General features: G+C 37.6%; 26 protein-coding genes and 1 pseudogene. 15 read left to right on the top strand and 12 right to left on the bottom strand.

Going from position 1 to position 18,875, the window contains the following annotated elements:
- Positions 1–118, top strand: a pseudogene (locus MW695_RS09730) (IS30 family transposase); the annotation flags it as partial.
- A gap of 60 nt (positions 119–178) precedes the next feature.
- Here the strand turns inward: MW695_RS09730 and MW695_RS09725 are convergent.
- Both MW695_RS09725 and pssA read right to left on the bottom strand, forming a co-directional pair.
- Positions 179–454, bottom strand: coding sequence for an HU family DNA-binding protein (locus tag MW695_RS09725; protein ID WP_247105106.1), 276 nt, complete (start codon positions 452–454; stop codon positions 179–181).
- 275 nt (positions 455–729) lie between these two features.
- Positions 730–1,269, bottom strand: coding sequence for a CDP-diacylglycerol--serine O-phosphatidyltransferase (gene pssA, locus MW695_RS09720; RefSeq protein ID WP_247105105.1), 540 nt, complete (start codon positions 1,267–1,269; stop codon positions 730–732).
- Positions 1,270–1,375: 106 nt separating this feature from the next.
- Here pssA and MW695_RS09715 point away from each other — a divergent pair, with 106 nt between their 5' ends.
- Positions 1,376–2,155, top strand: coding sequence for a phosphatidylserine decarboxylase (locus MW695_RS09715; protein WP_247105104.1), 780 nt, complete (start codon positions 1,376–1,378; stop codon positions 2,153–2,155).
- Between the two features lie 13 nt (positions 2,156–2,168).
- A complete protein-coding gene (locus MW695_RS09710) occupies positions 2,169–2,705 on the top strand; it encodes a hypothetical protein (RefSeq protein WP_247105103.1) in 537 nt (178 codons plus the stop codon).
- A 47-nt stretch (positions 2,706–2,752) separates the two neighbouring features.
- Here the strand turns inward: MW695_RS09710 and mnhG are convergent, their stop codons facing one another.
- The 7 genes from mnhG to MW695_RS09675 are packed head-to-tail and all read right to left on the bottom strand — an operon-like array spanning position 2,753 to position 8,514.
- Positions 2,753–3,100, bottom strand: coding sequence for a monovalent cation/H(+) antiporter subunit G (mnhG, locus tag MW695_RS09705; RefSeq protein WP_247105102.1), 348 nt, complete (start codon positions 3,098–3,100; stop codon positions 2,753–2,755).
- Entirely contained in the window at positions 3,087–3,362 is a 276-nt protein-coding gene (locus MW695_RS09700; RefSeq protein ID WP_247105101.1) for a Na(+)/H(+) antiporter subunit F1, read from the bottom strand. The genes mnhG and MW695_RS09700 overlap by 14 nt, the downstream gene beginning before the upstream one ends.
- Positions 3,363–3,839: a Na+/H+ antiporter subunit E gene (locus MW695_RS09695; RefSeq protein ID WP_247105100.1), complete on the bottom strand. Its 477-nt coding sequence runs from the start codon at positions 3,837–3,839 to the stop codon at positions 3,363–3,365.
- Between the two features lie 5 nt (positions 3,840–3,844).
- Complete coding sequence (locus MW695_RS09690; protein WP_247105099.1) at positions 3,845–5,326, bottom strand: Na+/H+ antiporter subunit D; 1,482 nt, start codon at positions 5,324–5,326, stop codon at positions 3,845–3,847.
- Positions 5,319–5,657 (bottom strand): Na(+)/H(+) antiporter subunit C, encoded by a 339-nt coding sequence (locus tag MW695_RS09685; RefSeq protein WP_035345628.1) that lies wholly within the window; start codon positions 5,655–5,657, stop codon positions 5,319–5,321. The genes MW695_RS09690 and MW695_RS09685 overlap by 8 nt, the downstream gene beginning before the upstream one ends.
- Positions 5,657–6,103 (bottom strand): Na(+)/H(+) antiporter subunit B, encoded by a 447-nt coding sequence (locus MW695_RS09680; protein ID WP_247105098.1) that lies wholly within the window; start codon positions 6,101–6,103, stop codon positions 5,657–5,659. Before MW695_RS09680 ends, MW695_RS09685 begins: the two co-directional genes overlap by 1 nt.
- A complete protein-coding gene (locus MW695_RS09675; protein ID WP_247105097.1) occupies positions 6,100–8,514 on the bottom strand; it encodes a Na+/H+ antiporter subunit A in 2,415 nt (804 codons plus the stop codon). Before MW695_RS09675 ends, MW695_RS09680 begins: the two co-directional genes overlap by 4 nt.
- Positions 8,515–8,853: 339 nt before the next feature.
- On the opposite strand from MW695_RS09675, the gene MW695_RS09670 reads away from it, so the two are divergent.
- Positions 8,854–9,063, top strand: coding sequence for a hypothetical protein (locus tag MW695_RS09670; protein WP_035345634.1), 210 nt, complete (start codon positions 8,854–8,856; stop codon positions 9,061–9,063).
- A gap of 201 nt (positions 9,064–9,264) precedes the next feature.
- Here MW695_RS09670 and MW695_RS09665 read toward each other — a convergent pair whose 3' ends face one another.
- Positions 9,265–9,405, bottom strand: a complete 141-nt coding sequence (locus tag MW695_RS09665; protein WP_035345636.1) for a sporulation histidine kinase inhibitor Sda — start codon at positions 9,403–9,405, stop codon at positions 9,265–9,267.
- 458 nt (positions 9,406–9,863) lie between these two features.
- Between MW695_RS09665 and MW695_RS09660 the strand changes: the two genes are divergently transcribed.
- From MW695_RS09660 to MW695_RS09610, 11 genes are all read left to right on the top strand, one after another.
- Positions 9,864–10,379, top strand: coding sequence for a YqeG family HAD IIIA-type phosphatase (locus tag MW695_RS09660; protein WP_247105096.1), 516 nt, complete (start codon positions 9,864–9,866; stop codon positions 10,377–10,379).
- 3 nt (positions 10,380–10,382) lie between these two features.
- Positions 10,383–11,492 (top strand): ribosome biogenesis GTPase YqeH, encoded by a 1,110-nt coding sequence (gene yqeH, locus MW695_RS09655; protein ID WP_247105095.1) that lies wholly within the window; start codon positions 10,383–10,385, stop codon positions 11,490–11,492.
- A gap of 13 nt (positions 11,493–11,505) precedes the next feature.
- The gene (aroE, locus tag MW695_RS09650) at positions 11,506–12,348 is read left to right on the top strand and encodes a shikimate dehydrogenase (protein ID WP_247105094.1); all 843 of its coding nucleotides are present in this window, start codon (positions 11,506–11,508) and stop codon (positions 12,346–12,348) included.
- The gene (gene yhbY, locus MW695_RS09645) at positions 12,342–12,632 is read left to right on the top strand and encodes a ribosome assembly RNA-binding protein YhbY (RefSeq protein WP_247105093.1); all 291 of its coding nucleotides are present in this window, start codon (positions 12,342–12,344) and stop codon (positions 12,630–12,632) included. The genes aroE and yhbY overlap by 7 nt, the downstream gene beginning before the upstream one ends.
- A 64-nt stretch (positions 12,633–12,696) precedes the next feature.
- On the top strand, positions 12,697–13,272 hold the full coding sequence (locus tag MW695_RS09640) for a nicotinate-nucleotide adenylyltransferase (protein ID WP_247105092.1): 576 nt from the start codon (positions 12,697–12,699) through the stop codon (positions 13,270–13,272).
- Positions 13,262–13,834 (top strand): bis(5'-nucleosyl)-tetraphosphatase (symmetrical) YqeK, encoded by a 573-nt coding sequence (yqeK, locus tag MW695_RS09635; RefSeq protein WP_247105091.1) that lies wholly within the window; start codon positions 13,262–13,264, stop codon positions 13,832–13,834. The genes MW695_RS09640 and yqeK overlap by 11 nt, the downstream gene beginning before the upstream one ends.
- Positions 13,835–13,841: 7 nt before the next feature.
- A complete protein-coding gene (gene rsfS, locus MW695_RS09630) occupies positions 13,842–14,192 on the top strand; it encodes a ribosome silencing factor (protein ID WP_247105090.1) in 351 nt (116 codons plus the stop codon).
- Positions 14,192–15,049 (top strand): CvfB family protein, encoded by an 858-nt coding sequence (locus MW695_RS09625; protein ID WP_247105089.1) that lies wholly within the window; start codon positions 14,192–14,194, stop codon positions 15,047–15,049. The genes rsfS and MW695_RS09625 overlap by 1 nt, the downstream gene beginning before the upstream one ends.
- Before the next feature lie 13 nt (positions 15,050–15,062).
- Positions 15,063–15,809, top strand: a complete 747-nt coding sequence (locus MW695_RS09620) for a class I SAM-dependent DNA methyltransferase (protein ID WP_247105088.1) — start codon at positions 15,063–15,065, stop codon at positions 15,807–15,809.
- Between the two features lie 101 nt (positions 15,810–15,910).
- Positions 15,911–16,486, top strand: a complete 576-nt coding sequence (locus MW695_RS09615; protein WP_247105087.1) for a TetR/AcrR family transcriptional regulator — start codon at positions 15,911–15,913, stop codon at positions 16,484–16,486.
- A gap of 77 nt (positions 16,487–16,563) precedes the next feature.
- Positions 16,564–17,499: an SDR family NAD(P)-dependent oxidoreductase gene (locus MW695_RS09610; RefSeq protein WP_247105086.1), complete on the top strand. Its 936-nt coding sequence runs from the start codon at positions 16,564–16,566 to the stop codon at positions 17,497–17,499.
- A 189-nt stretch (positions 17,500–17,688) separates the two neighbouring features.
- Here MW695_RS09610 and comER read toward each other — a convergent pair whose 3' ends face one another.
- Together comER and MW695_RS09600 are read right to left on the bottom strand one after the other, a co-directional pair.
- A complete protein-coding gene (comER, locus tag MW695_RS09605; protein ID WP_247105085.1) occupies positions 17,689–18,525 on the bottom strand; it encodes a late competence protein ComER in 837 nt (278 codons plus the stop codon).
- A 91-nt stretch (positions 18,526–18,616) separates the two neighbouring features.
- Complete coding sequence (locus MW695_RS09600) at positions 18,617–18,868, bottom strand: DUF2533 family protein (protein ID WP_247105084.1); 252 nt, start codon at positions 18,866–18,868, stop codon at positions 18,617–18,619.
- Positions 18,869–18,875: the final 7 nt, after the last annotated feature.

Here is an 18,875-nt window from a genome sequence, read left to right as displayed (position 1 = left end):
CATTACTGAAGAAGAACTAGAGTTAGCCTTATATTTAATTAATCATCGACCAAGGAAATGTCTTGGCTGGAAAACTTCACACGAAGCATTTTGGGAAGAAGTGTCGCAGTTAGATTGACAAACCGTCATAAAATAAACAACCGACAAATGGTTGATCATTTGTCGGTTGTTTTCATCTTTATTCGTTTACAGCATCTTTAAGTTGTTTACCAGGCTTGAATGCTGGATTTTTTGTAGCTGGAATTTCAATTTCTTCTCCAGTTTGAGGATTACGACCTTTACGAGCAGAACGCTCACGTACTTCAAAGCTACCGAATCCAACAAGTTGAACTTTCCCACCTTCAACTAGTGCATTTGTAATACTATCAAAAACAGCGTCAACTGCTTTTGAAGCATCCTTCTTTGATAATTCTCCTTGCTCTGAAACGGCATTGATTAAATCTGTTTTGTTCATTAAAATAACTCCCTTTCTTTCCTTTGATTGAAAACTATTTGTCATCATTTTTTTTTAGACAAGCAGTTCAAAAAATGCTGCAACTAAAATTTCTCACGAAAGCCTAGTCGTGTCAAGAGTTTCATCGGAAAATCCATGATTTTTACCCAAAAATGCCTAAAAAAAGTGTCCTTTTTGACATTTTCGCTAAAAAAGGACATTTTTAATAGAAAACATAATAATAGATTTTTGTCAAATTTTACACATGCATATATCTTCAAATCTTGCTTATGATTCTAAACTTTGCGAACTTTGAAAGTAGAAATCATAAGAATAGATAAAATCAATGTAAGAAACATGAAGAAATATGAAGGTAAATAAGGTACAATTAATATTTGTAAGGTCAAAATACACCCCGCTGCAGTAATCGGTAAGCCGACAAAATGAAATTTAGGGGCTGTAACGTTAAATCGAGCTAATCGAATAGCACCACATAAAATGAAAAAGATCGTTAGAAATATCCCCGGAAGACCGAAGGAGTTTAGGCTTGCTTGGAAGATTAGAAACGCAGGAGCGACCCCAAAGGAAACAAGATCACTTAGAGAGTCCAATTGCTTTCCAAAATCAGAAACTGCATTAAATCGCCTAGCTGCTGCACCATCAAGCCTGTCACATAACGCAGCGATCGTAATAAACAATAAGGCAATATGAAGTTGATTTTGAATAACATAAATAATAGCAAAAGCACCTAAACACAAATTGACAAGCGTTAACGCATTAGCTATTTGACTTTTTATCTTTTTAGCCGTGTTGTCTAATTGTTGTAGCAGAAACATATATCATCAACTCCTTTGTTGTATGATACGATTTTAAAACTCATTTCTACAATCATAACATAGTGCTCTTTCAAGCACTAGAACATGACTTTAGGAGATTTGGAAAATGAAGAAAATTTTTTTTAGAATGTGTGTAGAGTTAACCAATCATCGTATTTCGTCTTACTTATTAAAAAAGTTTGCCACTTCTTCGTTAAGTAAACCGCTAGTTGTACCTTTTGCTCGTACATTTGACCTTAATCAGGAGGAGATGGAGCGACCATTACTATCCTATAAAAATTTGCATGAATTATTCACACGAAATTTAAAGGTGGGTAGTAGAGAGGTCGATCGTAGAGATCATGCTATTGTTAGTCCAGTTGACGGTGTTGTTGCTCAAGTTGGGCAATTAAATGAAGGCGAGTCGTTTTTAATAAAAGGACAAGTGTACAAATTAGAAGAAATGCTTGAATCTCAAAAGAAAGCAAAGGAATATGCGAATGGTCAATATGTTGTTCTATATTTAAGTCCTAGTCATTACCATCGCATACATGCTCCAGTGACAGCTACTGTTAGAGAGAGATGGTCACTTGGAAAAAAGTCATATCCTGTTAATGAGTATGGTCTGACGTATGGAAAACGGCCTTTATCAAGGAATTTTCGTATTATTACAGAAGTTGAGGTGAACGCTAAATCTTTAGCGCTTGTTAAAGTTGGAGCTATGAATATTAATACAATTGAGCTCACTAACCAGAAACAAAATGTTGAGAAGGGGGAGGAGCTAGGGTATTTCTCTTTTGGATCGACGGTTGTTCTTTTGGCTGAGGAAGGTCTGCTTCAATTTAATGAATTGTATGCAGGACAATCACTTCTAATGGGAGAAAGTATAGGAGAACTTATTTTATGAGAGGTGCGATAAGATGGACAAATATGTAAGAATTGCGGCACAGTTAACCAATCGTTCTCCACTTCCATTACTTTGTCCAAAGAAGCCGTGGGACAAGAAGCTTACAAGAGAAATTATGGCATTGTCAGACGAAGTGTTGAGTGATCATGATGACTCTTCAACATTGTCAAGTCAAGCTGTCCGTTCAGGCTTACTTCTTTGGAATGACGAACTAGAGCTGTCGCATTCAATCTCACAAGGAATGTCTGAAGAGGTTGGCAGCCTTTGGCATGGGATGATGCACCGAAGAGAAGGAGATTTTAGTAACGCGAAGTATTGGTTTCGTCTTGCAGGAGAACATGCTGTGTTTTCGTCATTATATGAAAAAGCAAGTTTATTTTCACCTGAAGTAAAGTCATGGGGACGGTGGGATCCTTTTCGATTCATTGATGAAGTGGAAAAGGCGATTCATTTAAATGGGGAGGATTCAGCCGATGCGATGATTCTTCGAGAAATCCAAGTGTTTGAATTTACGTTATTTATCGACTATAGTCGAAATTATAACCAATGAAATAAAACGTGACCACTCCAATTTCAAGTGGTCACGTTTTTTATAAATTATTGTGATTCCTTTTGAGCTTTCTTTAAGTCGTCCTGAACGCTTTTTTCCCATAGAGGTACTTTTGTTCGATAGGCTGCGCGTCCAACCATCTGAGCAGCTACAGGAGCTGTTAAGAAGACAAAGATGATCGCAAGCAACAATTTCATAATGAATTCACCTTGGACGAGCAAGAAAAACAGAAAGGTAGCAATGATAATTGAGATGACTCCGAGAGTGGCGCTTTTCGTTGCTGCATGTGTACGTCCATATACATCAGGAAAACGAATAAGACCAATTGAACCGAGTAAGCTTAAAAAGCCACCAATTAAAACAAAGATACTAATAATAACCTCAGTCGCGGTCAAAGACAACACCCCTCTCAATAAATTTCGATAATGCAATTGTGCCGATGAAGGCAAGAATACTTATGACAAGTATAACCTCAGAATAGGCTACCGTCTCTTGTAAGATCATAAGAATGCCAATGAAACCAATTAAATTAATGCCAAAAGCATCAAGTGCAATGATTCGATCTGGCATCGTAGGGCCAATCACAGTACGAATGAAGCAGACGAATAGCGAGATCGACATGATGACGAGTACAATCGTGAGAATCATATAGAACATTTACTTCGTCACCTCCATAATGGCTCGCTCAAATGTATGATGAATTTGTTCGATCATAGCATTTTTGTCTGGAACATGAATCGAATGAATATATATCGTTTGATTATCAGACGAGAAATCCATTGATAATGTCCCTGGAGTTAGTGAAATTAATGATGCAAGTAGAGTAATCTCAAACTCTGATTTTAATTTTGTTGGAACAGCTACAATCCCTGGTTTTATGTTCATTTTTGGGCTAAGTACAATTTTAATGACATCGATGTTAGCTAACACTAATTCTTTGATGAATAAAAGTACTAGTTTCATGATCGCCCATACTCTTCGAAAATAAAAATCGAATCTTAGAAAGCGACGTAAAACGAAAAGGATCAGGATCCCGATGACATATCCAACTAGAAAATCGACACCTGTGTAACTGTTTTGCAATAACACCCATACGAGAGCGATGACAATATTAGTTAAAATTTGAAAAGCCATAGCAACTACTCCTTAAGCACAGATTCGATGTAAATTGATGGATCTAAGATTTGCTCAGCTACTTGTAAAGAATACTGAAAGACGGGCTCTGCTGCAAATCCAAGTACGATCGTTAAAGCAACGAGTGGTACGATTGGTAAAAGCAGTTTACCTACACGGAATTGTGCCTGTTCTTCAGTGTGCTTCTGTTCTCCCCAGAAGGCATACATAAAGATTTTCATCATCGAGAAGAGAGTTAATAAACCTACGGCTAATGCAACCCCAGCGATGACATATCCTCCTTCTTGGAAGCCAGCAAGGATAATCGGGAATTTACTAAAGAAACCACTTAATGGTGGAATTCCAGCAAGTGAAATCGCACATATAAAGAACATCCACGCTAGGTAAGGGTGGGTTTTTAGTAGTCCGCCCATTTTCTTTAAATCAGTTGTTCCAGTAACCTTTTGTGCAGCACCTGCAAATAGAAACAAGGCCGATTTAACGATAATGTGGTGAGCAATATAATAGATCGCTCCGGCTATTGCTAATTGCGTATAAATTCCAAGTCCCATCACCATATAACCGACCTGACTAATGATGTGATAAGAGAGAATTCGCTTGAAGTCAAACTGTGAAACGGCTCCAAGTACACCGAAAATCATCGTAAGTCCAGCTAATGTCACGATTATATAGTGTGTAAAGCTAGGGTCGTGAGTGAAAATAAGTGTGAACATTCGTATGATCGCATAAATACCAACCTTTGTTAATAGTCCACCAAATAATGCAGCTATCGCTGCGGGTGGTCCGTAGTATGAACGCGGGAGCCAGAAATATAAAGGAAAAAGAGCCCCTTTCATACCGAATACGAGTAAAAACAAAATCGCAATGACATTTAAAACACCTGTCTGATCGAGTAATGCAACTCGTTCTGCAATTTGAGCCATATTTAATGTGCCTGTTACTGCATAGAGATAAGCAATCCCAACGATAAACAAGATCGAAGCAAATACGTTAATAATGACATATTTCAATGATTCACGAAGCTGGTATTTCGTTCCTCCATGAACAATAAGAATATAGGATGCTATTAACATAACTTCAAAGAATACAAAAAGGTTAAACAAATCACCTGTTAAAAAAGAACCGTTAACACCTGCTAATAGGAAAAAATAAAACGGGTAAAAGTAAAATTTTTCACGTTCAGGTGAAATGGTCTGAAAGGCGAAAAACAGACAAACAAAACCGACAATGCTTGCTAATACAACCATCATCGTTGCAAACAGATCTGCAACGAGTACAATTCCAAATGGCGCTCGCCAGTTTCCTAGCTCAAGTGTTGTAATACCATTTTGGAAAACGAATATCGCAATATAAATCGCTAAACCTAGCATCGCCGTCATTGTAATGGCACTAATAACACGTTGAATTGTATGTTTCTTTGAAAATAAAATCAAAACTGTTCCAATAATAAACGGTATTAATACAGGTAGTAAAATTAAATTATTCATCAGCAGATCCCCTCAATTGGTCTAAATCATCCGTCTTATGCTCCTTATACGTACGATAGGCTAGCACAAGTAAAAAGGATGTGACCCCAAAACTAATGACAATGGCTGTTAAAATTAGTGCCTGTGGCAACGGATCGGCATACGCTTCTGATCCAAGGCTTAGCAGTGGGGGTGTCCCACGTTGCAATCCAGCCATCGTTAATAAGAGTAAGTGGGCACCGTGTGAAAGAAGGATTAACCCAATTATGACACGTAACATACTTTTCGTTAGTATCATATACGTACCCACTGTAAAGAGGACACCTACAGTGATGGACATTAAAATTTCCATTACTCATCATCCTCCGCAATTGTTAATATGATTGTCAAGGCTACACCAACTACGACTAAATAGATACCTAAGTCAAACGGCAGAGCCGTTGTCAGTTCTGTTTCTCCTAATATAGGGAGTTGGTAGTATTCAAAGAATTGCGTGAGAAACGGGTAGCCAAAGAGCATACTAGTAACCCCGGTTCCAATCGCAATTAATAAACCGATCGCGATCATTGAAGCAAAGTTGATCGGCAGTGCTTTTTTGATCGTTTTCATATCAAAGCCAAGATACATCAGTAGAAAAGCACTTGCTGTCATTAATCCTCCGATAAACCCTCCACCAGGATCATTATGACCTGCGAAGAATAAATAGACGGAGAAGGAAAGGATGAGAAACGTGACAAAGCGTGTAACAGTATTTAGCATTAAGTCATTTGTTTTTATTTGGTTTTGGTTTGGCTTCATACATCTTCCCTCCCTGTCATACGAAGTTTCACAAGTGCGATAACACCTAATGCGGCGATACCGAGAACGAGAACCTCAAGTAACGTATCTAATCCCCGGAAGTCAACGAGAATGACATTAACCATGTTGTACCCACCGGCGAGCTCTTTAGAGTTCTCAATAAAGAATTCTGCAATGGTTGGTAGGTTTGCTTCTGAACCGAGAGCAAATGAACTAAATGCAATAGACGTGACGAGCCCACCTACACCTAAAGCGATTAATAAGTTAACGATATTAAATCGTGGAGTGAACTTCTCTTTTCTGAGCTCTGGTAAGTGATAGAACGCTAGCATAAAGAGAACGACCGTAACTGTTTCAACGAGTAGCTGTGTTAATGCTAAGTCTGGTGCACGGAATACAACAAATAGTAATGCTAATAAGAAGCCAAGCACACCAACAACGATGACAATTGTCATTCGATGATGAATGAATGGAATCGAGACGGTTGCTGCGATAAAGACAAGTGTAAGCACCCACATAAATGGATCAATTCCTGTTAAGTTCGTTGTTTCAATCGCAAAAGCATCGTATTTAATCATCGTGTATCCACACAATAGGATAATAAAAACTGTCATATATGCGAAATAATCGCGAAGTAAACCAGTCATCTGGATACGCGTAATCGCTTGTGAGCCGCTAATCGTTCCACTAACTCCATTGTCATAAAACCAGTTAAGCGGGTCACGCTCACGCATATAAATGCTTAGCTTTGTCCACTTCTTCATTAGTAAGTAAATGACCGTACCAAATATAATGACTCCAAATGTCATAAATAGCTCAGCGTTAAATCCATGCCAATGGTAAATGTCGACATGAAACACTTCTCCATCGGGTAAGAGCGAAGGCAAAATCGCAGCCATTGCTGGTTGGATTAATGTGTACGCCAATATATTAGGGAAGAAACCGAAGACCACAACAAGTGAGCCTAATACAATTGGACTAATTAACATACCGATAGGTGCTTCATGAACATGGTCAACCTCTAATTTCTCAGGTTGGAATTTACCAGTAAACGTCTTAAAGAACATGATCATACAGTAAACAAATGTGAAAATACTCGCTATCCATGCAAGGATTGGGAATAAAAGTCCCCACGTTTCCATACTGAAAATGGATAACTCCGATGCACGTAGTACACCTGTAAAGAACATTTCCTTACTTAAGAACCCATTAAATGGAGGTAACCCGGCCATTGATGCGATTCCGATTAATGAGACGGTAAATGTTACAGGCATAATCGTCATTAAGCCACCAAGCTTACGAATATCTCGTGTGCCTGTTTCATGGTCAATAATACCCGCAGTCATAAACAAGCTACCTTTAAAGGTTGCATGGTTAATCAGATGAAACACAGCAGCTAATATAGCAAGCGTAAAGTAATCTTCTCCCATACCAAAATACATCGATGCTGAACCAAGCCCGAGTAAACACATAATTAAGCCGAGTTGACTGATCGTTGAGAAAGCCAGAATTGCTTTAAGGTCTTTTTGTCTGACTGCTGATAAGGAACCCCAGAATAATGTGATGATCCCAAAACCAGATAGAATCCAAAACCATTCAGGTACCCCACCGAAGACAGGTGTTAATCGAGCGACTAAGTAAATACCCGCTTTAACCATAGTTGCTGAATGTAAATACGCACTAACAGGTGTCGGTGCTTCCATCGCATCTGGTAACCAAATGTGAAACGGAAATTGAGCTGATTTTGTAAATGCACCTAATAAAATAAGGAGCATTGCAGGAATAAATAGTGTACTTCCGGTTAATAGGTCGACATTGGCAATCAGCTCACGAATGCTAAATGTACCTGCCATCACATAAACAAGGCAGAAGCCACCAAGCATCGACAATCCACCCATTACGGTAATAAGCATCGATTTTTGTGCACCGTATGTTGATTTCTCACGGTGGAACCAATAACTAATCAATAGTGATGATGCTAAACTTGTGACCTCCCAAAAAACATAGAGAACGATTAAGTTATCAGATAGGACAACCCCAAGCATCGCACCCATAAACATTAATAAGTATACGTAAAAATTGTTTAGTTTTTCTGTCTTCTTAGAAAGGTAATAAATAGAATAGAGCACAACTAAAGCACCTATTCCTGTTATGAGTAATAGGAACAATAAACTTAAACCATCTACATAAACAGTAAAGTTGATTCCGAGTGATGGAACCCACGGAACTACCTCTTTCACTACGTCACCATTAGAAGTGATTGGTAAGAAGTTAATGAAATAAACAAATAGAACTACTGGTAAGATTAAAACAAACCAGCCTGTATGTATAGACCTTAAGTATTTATACAAAAACGGAATTAAGATGGCTAACAAAAAAGGGGAGATTGTAGCCCAATGTAAAAGCGTCAACAGACATACCTCCTTATGAAATAATTGTGATGATTAAGCTACGATTACGTTTACTCCTCTCTCTTTACCTTTAAAGACAGTATTACTTTTAGGCTAATTGAAATTATAACCTATAACGAAAACTCATGCATCTTATGTACTTATTAGGATGTGCCATTTTAACGAAACTTATAAATATGAAGAAAATCAGTAAAATTCCTATTAAAAAATTTTTTTGAGGAAATGATTAAAGCGATTACACCGAAGTATAAGTAGCTGTTTTGGAAAAACATGTATAGATTTTTATTGAATGAGCCATTCTAAGTAACAAAAGAAGCAAATTCAACTGGAGTGTAACATATGAGTAAAAGACAAAAATGCTTGGCAGCCGTTAGCTTGTTTTTAGTTTTATTTTCAAGTGGGTGGTATGCTCATGAATATAATGAAAGACAAATTCATTTGAAGGGGTTAGATACGTATCAAATTCAACAATTAGATGATGGAATTGACCGTACAGGGCCATTTAAACCAAGGGAATATATACGAATTGGACCTAGAAATCGCCGATAAATTCAAAAAAAGGTTGTCTACATATTATCGTAGGCAACCTTTTTGTATAACCATAGATTCTAAGTCGTAGGGAAGTCTAATCTGAACAGGTGCTAGTAATTGGTGATCGATACATTGAACTTATGGCCACTTTCTTAAGTACTGACAGCTAAGAGTTTTAATATAAGATTAACACTAGAGCATATTCAGTCATAAACATATTTATGAAGAAAGTTTTATTTTATCTGTTAGAGAGCGTCTAGTCAATTCAAGGCGGATTAATTCAATAAAATCATGACTTAAATTCAATTCGATGGCCTTATAGTAAGTTTCAATTAACAATTCATCAGAAAGGTTTTTCATCGTTATCCTGTCCAATTCAAGATAGACAGGTTCACCTCCTTTTTTCCATTCTATGTTTGCTTACCATTTTGAAAAAAGTAGAATACATGATGTGACCTATGCATATAAATGTACGTTTATTAATTAATTTAATCCTACCATGATAAGGAAATTAGAACAACTGTTCTAATTATCCACACTAATCGGTGTATAACTTGTTAATACCCTGTTTGCTCTTTAGTCAAACCCTTACCCAGGTTGGTTTTATATGTGCATAAGTTTATCCACAGTGTTGGATGGTGATTGGATTTGTCGAAAATTTTTTTAAATATTAGAGATAAAAAGAGAAATTTGTAAAATGGAGGTGTGCTCATATGCTTACATTATTATGTATGACACTTATTGAAATATAAATAAAAAAACGGTATAGTTAAAGTTTGGTAAAGGAATATTGGAAATTTATAAAGAGGTGTGGCCTTGTGTTAAAACAGCTGTTGCCAAATCAATATGAGAAGAGCATTTATGACATTCGTTTTGATGAATTGAAGAAAAAAGGAATAAAAGGGATCATCACAGATCTTGATAATACACTAGTTGAGTGGGATCGACCTCAGGCAACGCCTAAAGTTCAGCAATGGTTTAAAGAGCTCAAAGAAATGGGCATGAAGATTACGATCGTCTCGAATAATAATCTAAAACGTGTAAAAGCATTTGCTGAACCAGAAGAAGCTGTTTTCATTCACAGTGCTCAGAAGCCAAGAAGACGTGCTTTTATACAAGCCTGTCGAGAGATGAATTTGAAAAATGAAGACGTCGTTGTTATTGGAGATCAAATGTTTACTGACGTATTAGGTGGGAACCGTGCAAATTTGCACACAATTCTTGTTGTACCTGTAACGAATACCGATGGACTAGCTACAAAGCTTAACCGTACGATGGAACGCTTTGTTTTGAAATGGATGAGAAAACGTGGACTAATTAAATGGGAGGACTAGGAAATGGAAGAGAGAACAATCACATGTGTTGGCTGTGGAATTGAAATCCAAACAACCGAAAAGAACCAACTTGGTTATACACCTCCTTCGGCTTTAGAAAAAGATGTCGTGACATGTCAACGTTGTTTCAGGTTGAAGCATTATAATGAAGTTCAAGATATTTCCCTAACAGATGATGATTTCCTGAAAATATTACACGGGCTCGGCGAACGTAAAGCATTAATCGTTAAAATTGTTGATATTTTCGACTTTACAGGAAGCTGGTTGCCAGGTTTACATCGATTCGTCGGAAATAATGATGTCTTGCTCGTTGGAAATAAGGTTGATCTGCTACCTAAATCATTGAATCACAATCGTCTTGTTAATTGGATGAAAAAAACAGCTAAAGATTTAGGGTTGCGTCCAGTGGATGTTAGTCTAATGAGTGCGGAGAAGGGGAAGGGAATCGAAGAAGTAGCGGAAGCTATTAATCATTATCGGAGTGGTCGAGATGTCTTTATCGTTGGATGTACAAACGTTGGGAAATCAACCTTTATTAACCAATTGATTAAGGCATATGGTGGAGATACCGAACAGCTCATAACAACCTCTCATTTTCCAGGTACGACACTTGATATGATTGATTTACCCCTAGATGATGGCAAGACGCTTTATGATACACCAGGTATCATCAATCACCATCAAATGGCTCATTATGTCGATAGCGAAGAATTAAAAGTAATTACTCCTAAAAAGGAAATTAAGCCGAAGGTATTTCAATTAAATCCTGAGCAGACATTGTTTTTCGGTGGTCTTTGTCGATTTGATTTTGCTGAAGGTGAACGATCTTCATTTACATGCTACTTGTCTAATGAATTAATGATACACCGTACAAAAAAAGATAAAGCAAGTTCGTTATACGAACAGCACCTTGGAGAATTGTTAGTACCTCCTGGACCGACCTCTAAAGAAAAGTTACCACCTTTAGTAAAATCAACATTTCTCGTGAGGGAAGAAAAAATGGACATTGTTTTTTCCGGACTTGGTTGGGTAACGGTACACGGTCAAAATTTACGTATTGAAGCATATGCTCCTGAAGGTGTGAACGTATCAATTCGTGAATCGATTATATAAGAGGTGAGTACAAGTGAAATCAGTTTTTGGACTGTTAGGACATCCAGTGGGACATTCGATGTCACCGCTCATTCATAATGATGCATTTATTTCATTAGGTATTGAAGCGGAATATCATGCTTTTGATGTTACACCTGAGTTGTTGAAAGAAGCGGTTGCAGGGATACGTGCTCTAGGTATTATTGGTTGTAATGTAACGGTCCCCCACAAAGTCGCTGTCATGAAATATTTAGATGAAATAGATGAACAAGCACAATTAATCGGAGCTGTTAATACGATTGTTAATGATAATGGTCGATTGATTGGATATAATACGGATGGAAAAGGTTATGTTGAATCATTGCTTGAGCTAGTGCCTGTGCTCAGTGAAAAGCGTGTTTTAATCATTGGTGCAGGCGGGGCAGCACGGGGCATTGTGGCGGCATTATTGGATAGAGGGATAGCAAATTTGACAATAACGAATCGCACAATTGAGAAGGCAGAACCCTTTAAGAAATTAGCTGAAACGTTTGATATAAGAACGGTTTTAATGACAAGGGAAGAGGCTGAAAATAAGGCAGGAGAATTTGATGTTATCATTAACACAACTTCTGTTGGGATGAGCCCTCACATGGAACAATCACCTTTTTCATTAGAGAACATACGTGATGATGTAGTCGTCAGTGATTTAATCTATAATCCAATTGAAACCGTCTTATTAAAGGATGCAAGAAAACGTGGTGCTCAAATTTTAAATGGTGTAGGAATGTTCGTTAACCAAGCAGCTTTATCATTTGAACATTGGACAGGCCAAAAGCCTAATCGAAAGAAAATGGAACAGCTTGTTTTGAAACAGCTAGGAGGGAAAACATGTTAACAGGTAAGCAAAAGCGTTATTTGCGCTCTAAAGCCCATCACCTACAACCAATATTTCAAGTAGGCAAAGGTGGCGTAAATGAAAATATGAGTAAGCAGATCTCCGATGCTCTAGAAGCGCGTGAATTGTTAAAGGTAAGTATATTACAAAACTGTGATGAGGACAAAAAAGATGTTGCACAAGCTTTAACTTCGTCTACTAGTGCAGAGCTTGTGCAAATAATTGGTCATACAATTGTTCTGTACAAAGAATCCAATGAAAACAAAGAGATTGTCCTACCTTAAAAGTAGGCCACTGAAAAAGTACAAATCACCTTTTTCAGTACCTTTGATTTAAAGGAGTGGGAGTATGAAGCGAATTGCTCTATTTGGAGGGACTTTCAACCCCCCTCATCTTGGTCATATGCTAATGGCGCAAGAGGCGCTCTATACATTTGAGCTGGATGAAGTATGGTTTCTACCTGTCGGGCGCCCTCCTCATAAATCTGATCATGATTTGGAGTCTAACCAGGATCGGCTAGATATGTTATTGGCAAGTATTGATGGTCAGAAATCATTTCATATTTCAACGGTTGAATTTGAGAGAGAAGGACGTTCTTATACAATTGATACTGTCCATTTATTAAAAGAAATGTATCCGACGCATCATTTTTCCTTTTTAATTGGCGGTGATATGATTGATTATTTACCCAAATGGGAAAGGATAAATGAGCTCTTAAAACTAGTGCCTTTCATTGGCGTATCACGACCTGGAGCCAAGTCTCAATCAAGCTATACTCAATATGTTAAGCAATTCGATATGGTTCAAGTCGACATTTCCTCTTCATCTATTCGTAAACGTGTGAAGGAAGGGAAACCTATTACGTATATGGTTCGAGATAGGGTAGAGTCGATTATTAAGGAGAGGGGATTATATGGATCGTGAGCAAGCTTTAGCGATTGTTAAGCAGCATTTAACAGATCATCGGTATATTCACACACTTGGAGTTGTAGAATCTGCAATTGAACTCGCAAGACGATTTGGAGCAGATGAAGGGAAGGCAGAATTAGCAGCTATCTTTCATGATTATGCTAAGTTTCGCAGCAAAGATGAAATGCGTACTCTAATAAGAGATCATCTTCAAGATCACACCTTATTGGATTATGGTAGTGAACTTTTACATGCACCATGTGGGGCGTATTATGTCAAGGAAGAACAAGGAATAACGGATGAAGATGTTTTGAATGCTATACGCTATCATACAACTGGTCGAGTAGGCATGAACTTATTAGAAAAAGTTGTTTTCCTAGCGGATTATATTGAGCCCAATCGTCAATTTCCTGGCGTGGATGTTGTTCGTGAGATCGCAAAGGTTGATCTAGAGGGAGCGATTATTCAAGCATTAGAAAACACAATTGTGTTTTTAATGACGCGCCGTCAATTAATTTACCCTGAAACAATGGCAACCTATAATGATTTAATAACAAAACAAAAAAGGGAGAAGTGATGCATACATGACATCCTCAATTTTACAGCTAGTCGCTCAAGCAATGGATGATAAACGTGGCGAGAACATCGTCGCATTAAATATGAAAGGTGTGTCGGTGATCGCTGACTATTTTGTCATTTGTCATGCTAATTCAGATAAGCAAGTACAAGCGATTGCAGAAGAAGTGAAGAAGTCTGCTCAAAAAGAAGGTATTGAAATTAAGCGCTTGGAAGGCTTTGATCAAGCTAGATGGGTTTTAATTGATTTAGGAGATGTCGTTACTCATGTTTTCCACAAAGATGAGCGTCCATATTATAATTTAGAGAAGCTATGGGGCGATGCACCTGAAGTGGCTCTTGAAGGAGTTATAGACTGATGACACTGAAGCCGGGGTTCTCTATGACATTAGAGGTCGTACGTAAGGCGGATTTTGGATTTTTCGTTAGTGATGGTAAGACGGATCTACTCCTTCATCAACGTGAGACAAAAGGCGAGATTGAAATAGGTGATAAGATAGATGTCTTTTTATATCATGACCATCAGCAGCGCTTGGCAGCAACGATGGAGGAGCCGTTATTAAAGGATGGCGAGATAGCGTGGCTTGAAGCGGTTACGGTTAAAACAGGTCATGGAGTGTTCTTTTATAATGGGATTTCACGTGATTTGTTTTTGTCGATGGATGAATTGCCATACGATCGAAATCTTTGGCCACAGCCTGGGGACAAGCTTCCCCTTTCTTATACATGGGATAAGAAAGGACGGTTAATGGCTAAAATGATGAGAGGTCAGGCAGTAGAAAAAGACGCTATTGCTGCCGAGCAATCATTAAAAAATAAAGAAATTACTGGATACGCCTATCACTTTTTAGATGATGGTACGTTGCTCTTCTCTGAGGAAGGTTATTTGGCTTTTTTGCATGATGATGAAGTGACAGAGCCTATTCGCTATGGTCAACGCCTTACTGTGCGAGTGGTGTTTGTTCGTAACGATGGACGAGTGAATGTGACGACAATGCCGATTCGCTCAGAACAACAATCTGAGGATGCAGATAAAATTATGGAGTATTTAAAGCAACGAAATGGTGCAATGCCGTATTGGGATAAAACACCACCAGAAGATATTGAAGCACGTTTTCGAATAAGTAAGGCAAAGTTCAAGCGAGCTCTTGGTAAGTTAATGAAGGAAAAGAAAATTGAACAACGTGATGGCTGGACTTATTTACGAAAGAGCTAGAGGGAGCTAAAATATGAGCTATCAATCGTTTGCGTCCGTTTATGATTACTTAATGTCAGATGCTCCATATGATCAATGGTTAGCGTTCACAAGGAGAAAGCTTGAGGCGAAAAAGAAGACTTTTTCGAACTCGGCCATTCTAGATATTGGTTGTGGAACAGGAGAAATGCTTATTCGCTTTCATAACAATGGTGCAAAGCAATTAACAGGGGTAGACCTTTCTATTGATATGCTTGCTGTAGCCCATAAGAAATGCGAGCAAGTATCTTGTTCACCGTTTCTAATTCAGCAATCGATGTCTGAATTTCAAACTGAAAATGAGTATGATTTAATTACGATTTATTGTGATTCAATCAATTATTTAGAAACAGAAGAAGAAATTAAGGGAACGTTTCGACGCTGTTATGAGCACCTAAAAGGGGATGGTTTACTCCTATTTGACTGTCACTCAGTTTCGAAAATAGCTCAATTTATTGGAGAAACATATACAGATGATGATGAGGATGTTTCATATATTTGGAACTCCTTTTCCGGAGAGTTCAATGACAGTGTTGAACATGAATTGACCTTTTTTCAACGAGGTGAAGATGGACGGTATGATCGTTATGAAGAATTACATAAACAACGTACATATCCGATTCAATCGTATATAAATTGGTTAGAAAGAGTTGGGTTTACTGTTGAAGCAGTAGAGGAAAGCTTTACAGAAAATCAAGCTACTGATGAAAGTGAGCGTTTGTTTTTTTCTTGTTCGAAGTAAGGCCCCTTAATGTATCGATTAAGGGGTATATTAAACTCTTGAATAATTAGATAGATCGTATTATACTAATAATTAACCAATGGTCAATAAAGGGGTATAAGATGTCACCACGTAAACGAGCATCAGAAGAATTAACGAAAGAAATGATCCTGCATACAGCTAGGAAGCAAATTGTGAATAAAGGCTATCAGCATGTTTCGATGAGAAGTATTGCAAGTGAGCTTGGTTGTAGTCATGGAGCTTTATATTATCATATGAAAAACAAAGCAGAACTTTTTTATTCAATAGTTGAAGCAGACTTTAACCGTTTGAATCGACTAATTGAAGGTATCGTATACGAAGAATCTGACAATCAAGATCAATTACTCTCATTGTTTTTGACATTTATTCAATTTGGCTTAAATCATCAAAGTGAATATGAAGTCATGTTTATGACACGTAATGAAGAAGTAGATAGCCTAACACATCAGTCTGCTCATTTGTGCTACCAAACTTTCGCTAAAGCGGTACACAGATTAGCGAAACGTCGTGTCACTTTACAAAATGTATACTCTGCTTTCGTAGCATTACACGGGTATATTTCACACCAACTTGGCTACGTAAACGAATTTATTGAAGTAGAAGAAGCTGCACGGTCTTATGCGCTGTTTGTATTAAGAGGATTACTAGATGATTGATACAATTGTTCCGTACAGCTTGAACTTTTTTATAAGCTTAATTGACCACTGGTTAATAATGATGAAGGATGATGTTAATGAAAAGAGTATTAGTCATTGGAGCGTCTGGGAGTATTGGTTATGCACTTGTAAATGAATTAGTTAATCGAGGATGGGAGGTCATTGCTTTTGCTAGAAATGAAGAGAAGCTCCGCTCATTATTTGGTCATCATGATCATGTAACAATTCAATCTGGTGATGCAAGGAATAAACAAGATATAGCAAAAGCGGCGAAAGGGGTAGAGGTTCTTTTTCATTCATTAAATTTCCCCTATCACCAATGGGAAGAGAATTTATTTATATGTTTGCAAAATATTTTAAGTGTAGCAGAAGAAAGTGATAGTAAAGTAGCTTATGTTGATAATGTATACGCTTATGGAATTCCTTCACGCAGTCCGATTACAGAAAGTGTAGAAAAGAGGCCACATACGAAAAAGGGGAAAATACGATTAGCTCTTGAGCAGCGGTTAATGACGAGTAGCGTTCCAACTTTACTTGTGCATATGCCAGATGTTTATGGACCTAATGCCAATGGCACAATCCTTCATGAAACATTAAAAAGTGTGGTGAAGGGACAAACAGGTATCTTTGTAGGGAACCTTCGAACTAAGCGAGAATTTCTTTATACGATTGATGGTGCAAAGGCAATGGTAGAGCTTTCTCTAAGAGATGATTGCTATAATCAAATATGGAATATACCTTCCACACATTCCATTACAGGATATGAAATTATGAAGTTGTTACGAACGGAAGTATCTTATAATAAAAAAATCATTCCGATCTCGAAAGCGATGATTCGATTTATGGGGCTTTTCTCACCGCTTATGCGAGAATTAGTTGAGATGATGTACATTTCTGAGACACCGATCATATTAAGTGGTGAGAAATATGAAAATGAGATAGGAGCTTTACCTAAAACACCGTATCAAGTAGGGTTAATCGAAACAATTGAGTGGTTAAAGAAACATGATTAGATTCATGCTAATATAACTATCGATGTGAAGGTGATAAAGAGGAGAAACTGAGTGAAGTCGTGAAAGGAATGGTTTTACAAGATAAAAAAATTATAATCTTGCAGGAGTTTTAGTAAATGTGTCGTAATTACTAAAGGTAGCATAGGGGTTCAATTGATATATCCACAATCGTATGAACCCCTTATTGATTTACCTTTTTCTTGTATGTTCATTCATCGAGTTGGAAATGAGTTCTTGATCTTCATAATACTTTGCATGTGTTTGTTGAAAGAGATGGTCAAACATATAGTCAACCTCTTGCTCTAAAACTTTAATTCCCTCACCCGTAATACCTCCAGGTACACAGACACGCTCTTGTAGAGTTGGTAAAGTGTAAAATCCCTTTTCAAGTAACTTTCCTAATCCAATTATCATATTGGTTGTCAGAGTTGTTGCATCTTCCTTTGAAATCTGGGTCTGCCTTGTTGCGCCATCAATAAATTGTTGAAGCAAATAGCTCATAAATGCAGGTCCACAGCTAACGATATCTGATGAAACGCGAGTGATTGCTTCGTCAATAACGAGTGGTTTTGAAATGGTGGACATAAGTTCATGAATAAAGGCTCTGTCAGCCTCCTTGCACCGTTCACCAAAGCTTAATAGAGACGGACCTGTCATTGCGCGGTTTAAGATACTTGGAATCGTTCGAGCAACTTTGCTAGGAATCATTTCTTCCAATTGTGAAACTGTAATAGGACTTGTAATCGAAATAACTATTTGATCTGAGTTTAAATGATCCTTTAAGTCACGTAAGAGGTTAGGGAATTGAAGCGGCTTTACACAAATAAAGATAAGGTCGCAATGCTGCACTAAGTTTGTGCTCGATTCTACGACCTCAATCATTGGGAGCTTTTCTGACAAGTCATAGGCTTTTTCGATTGAACGGTTTGTCATCATAAAGTCATGATCCCTATATACACGAGCATCGATAAAGGATTCTAATAAGATTGTACCCATACTCCCTGTTCCGATAACCCCGATTTTCATCGTACATTCCTCCCGTCATTCAAAATTCACATACTTATTATAATGAACTATATGAATGCACATTTGAAACTATGCGGAAAGAATATCAATATTAACGTGAAATGTATTCATTCACCATCTGCTTTGTTACTTGTTTTCGCATTGGAAATTGAAAGGCTGAAGCAATGGTATTCATTTCTTTCGTAATTCGGTTAATCTCATTTGTTTCAAAATGTTGTCCTGCTCTTGCAAGCGAAAGTGCTCCTGCAATTGCGTGTTCTCTTTCTGCGTCTAGTTTCAAAAACTCTTTCTGTGCTTGGCGATGTTTTTTCACTTGTTCTGCGATTTGTAAATGTACGGTCATAGTTTAA

It is taken from the genome of Halalkalibacter sp. APA_J-10(15) (assembly GCF_023017105.1).
GTDB lineage: Bacteria > Bacillota > Bacilli > Bacillales > Bacillaceae_D > Halalkalibacter.
Note: the sequence above shows the minus strand (reverse complement) of the source record. Positions and strands in the feature narration are given on the sequence as shown.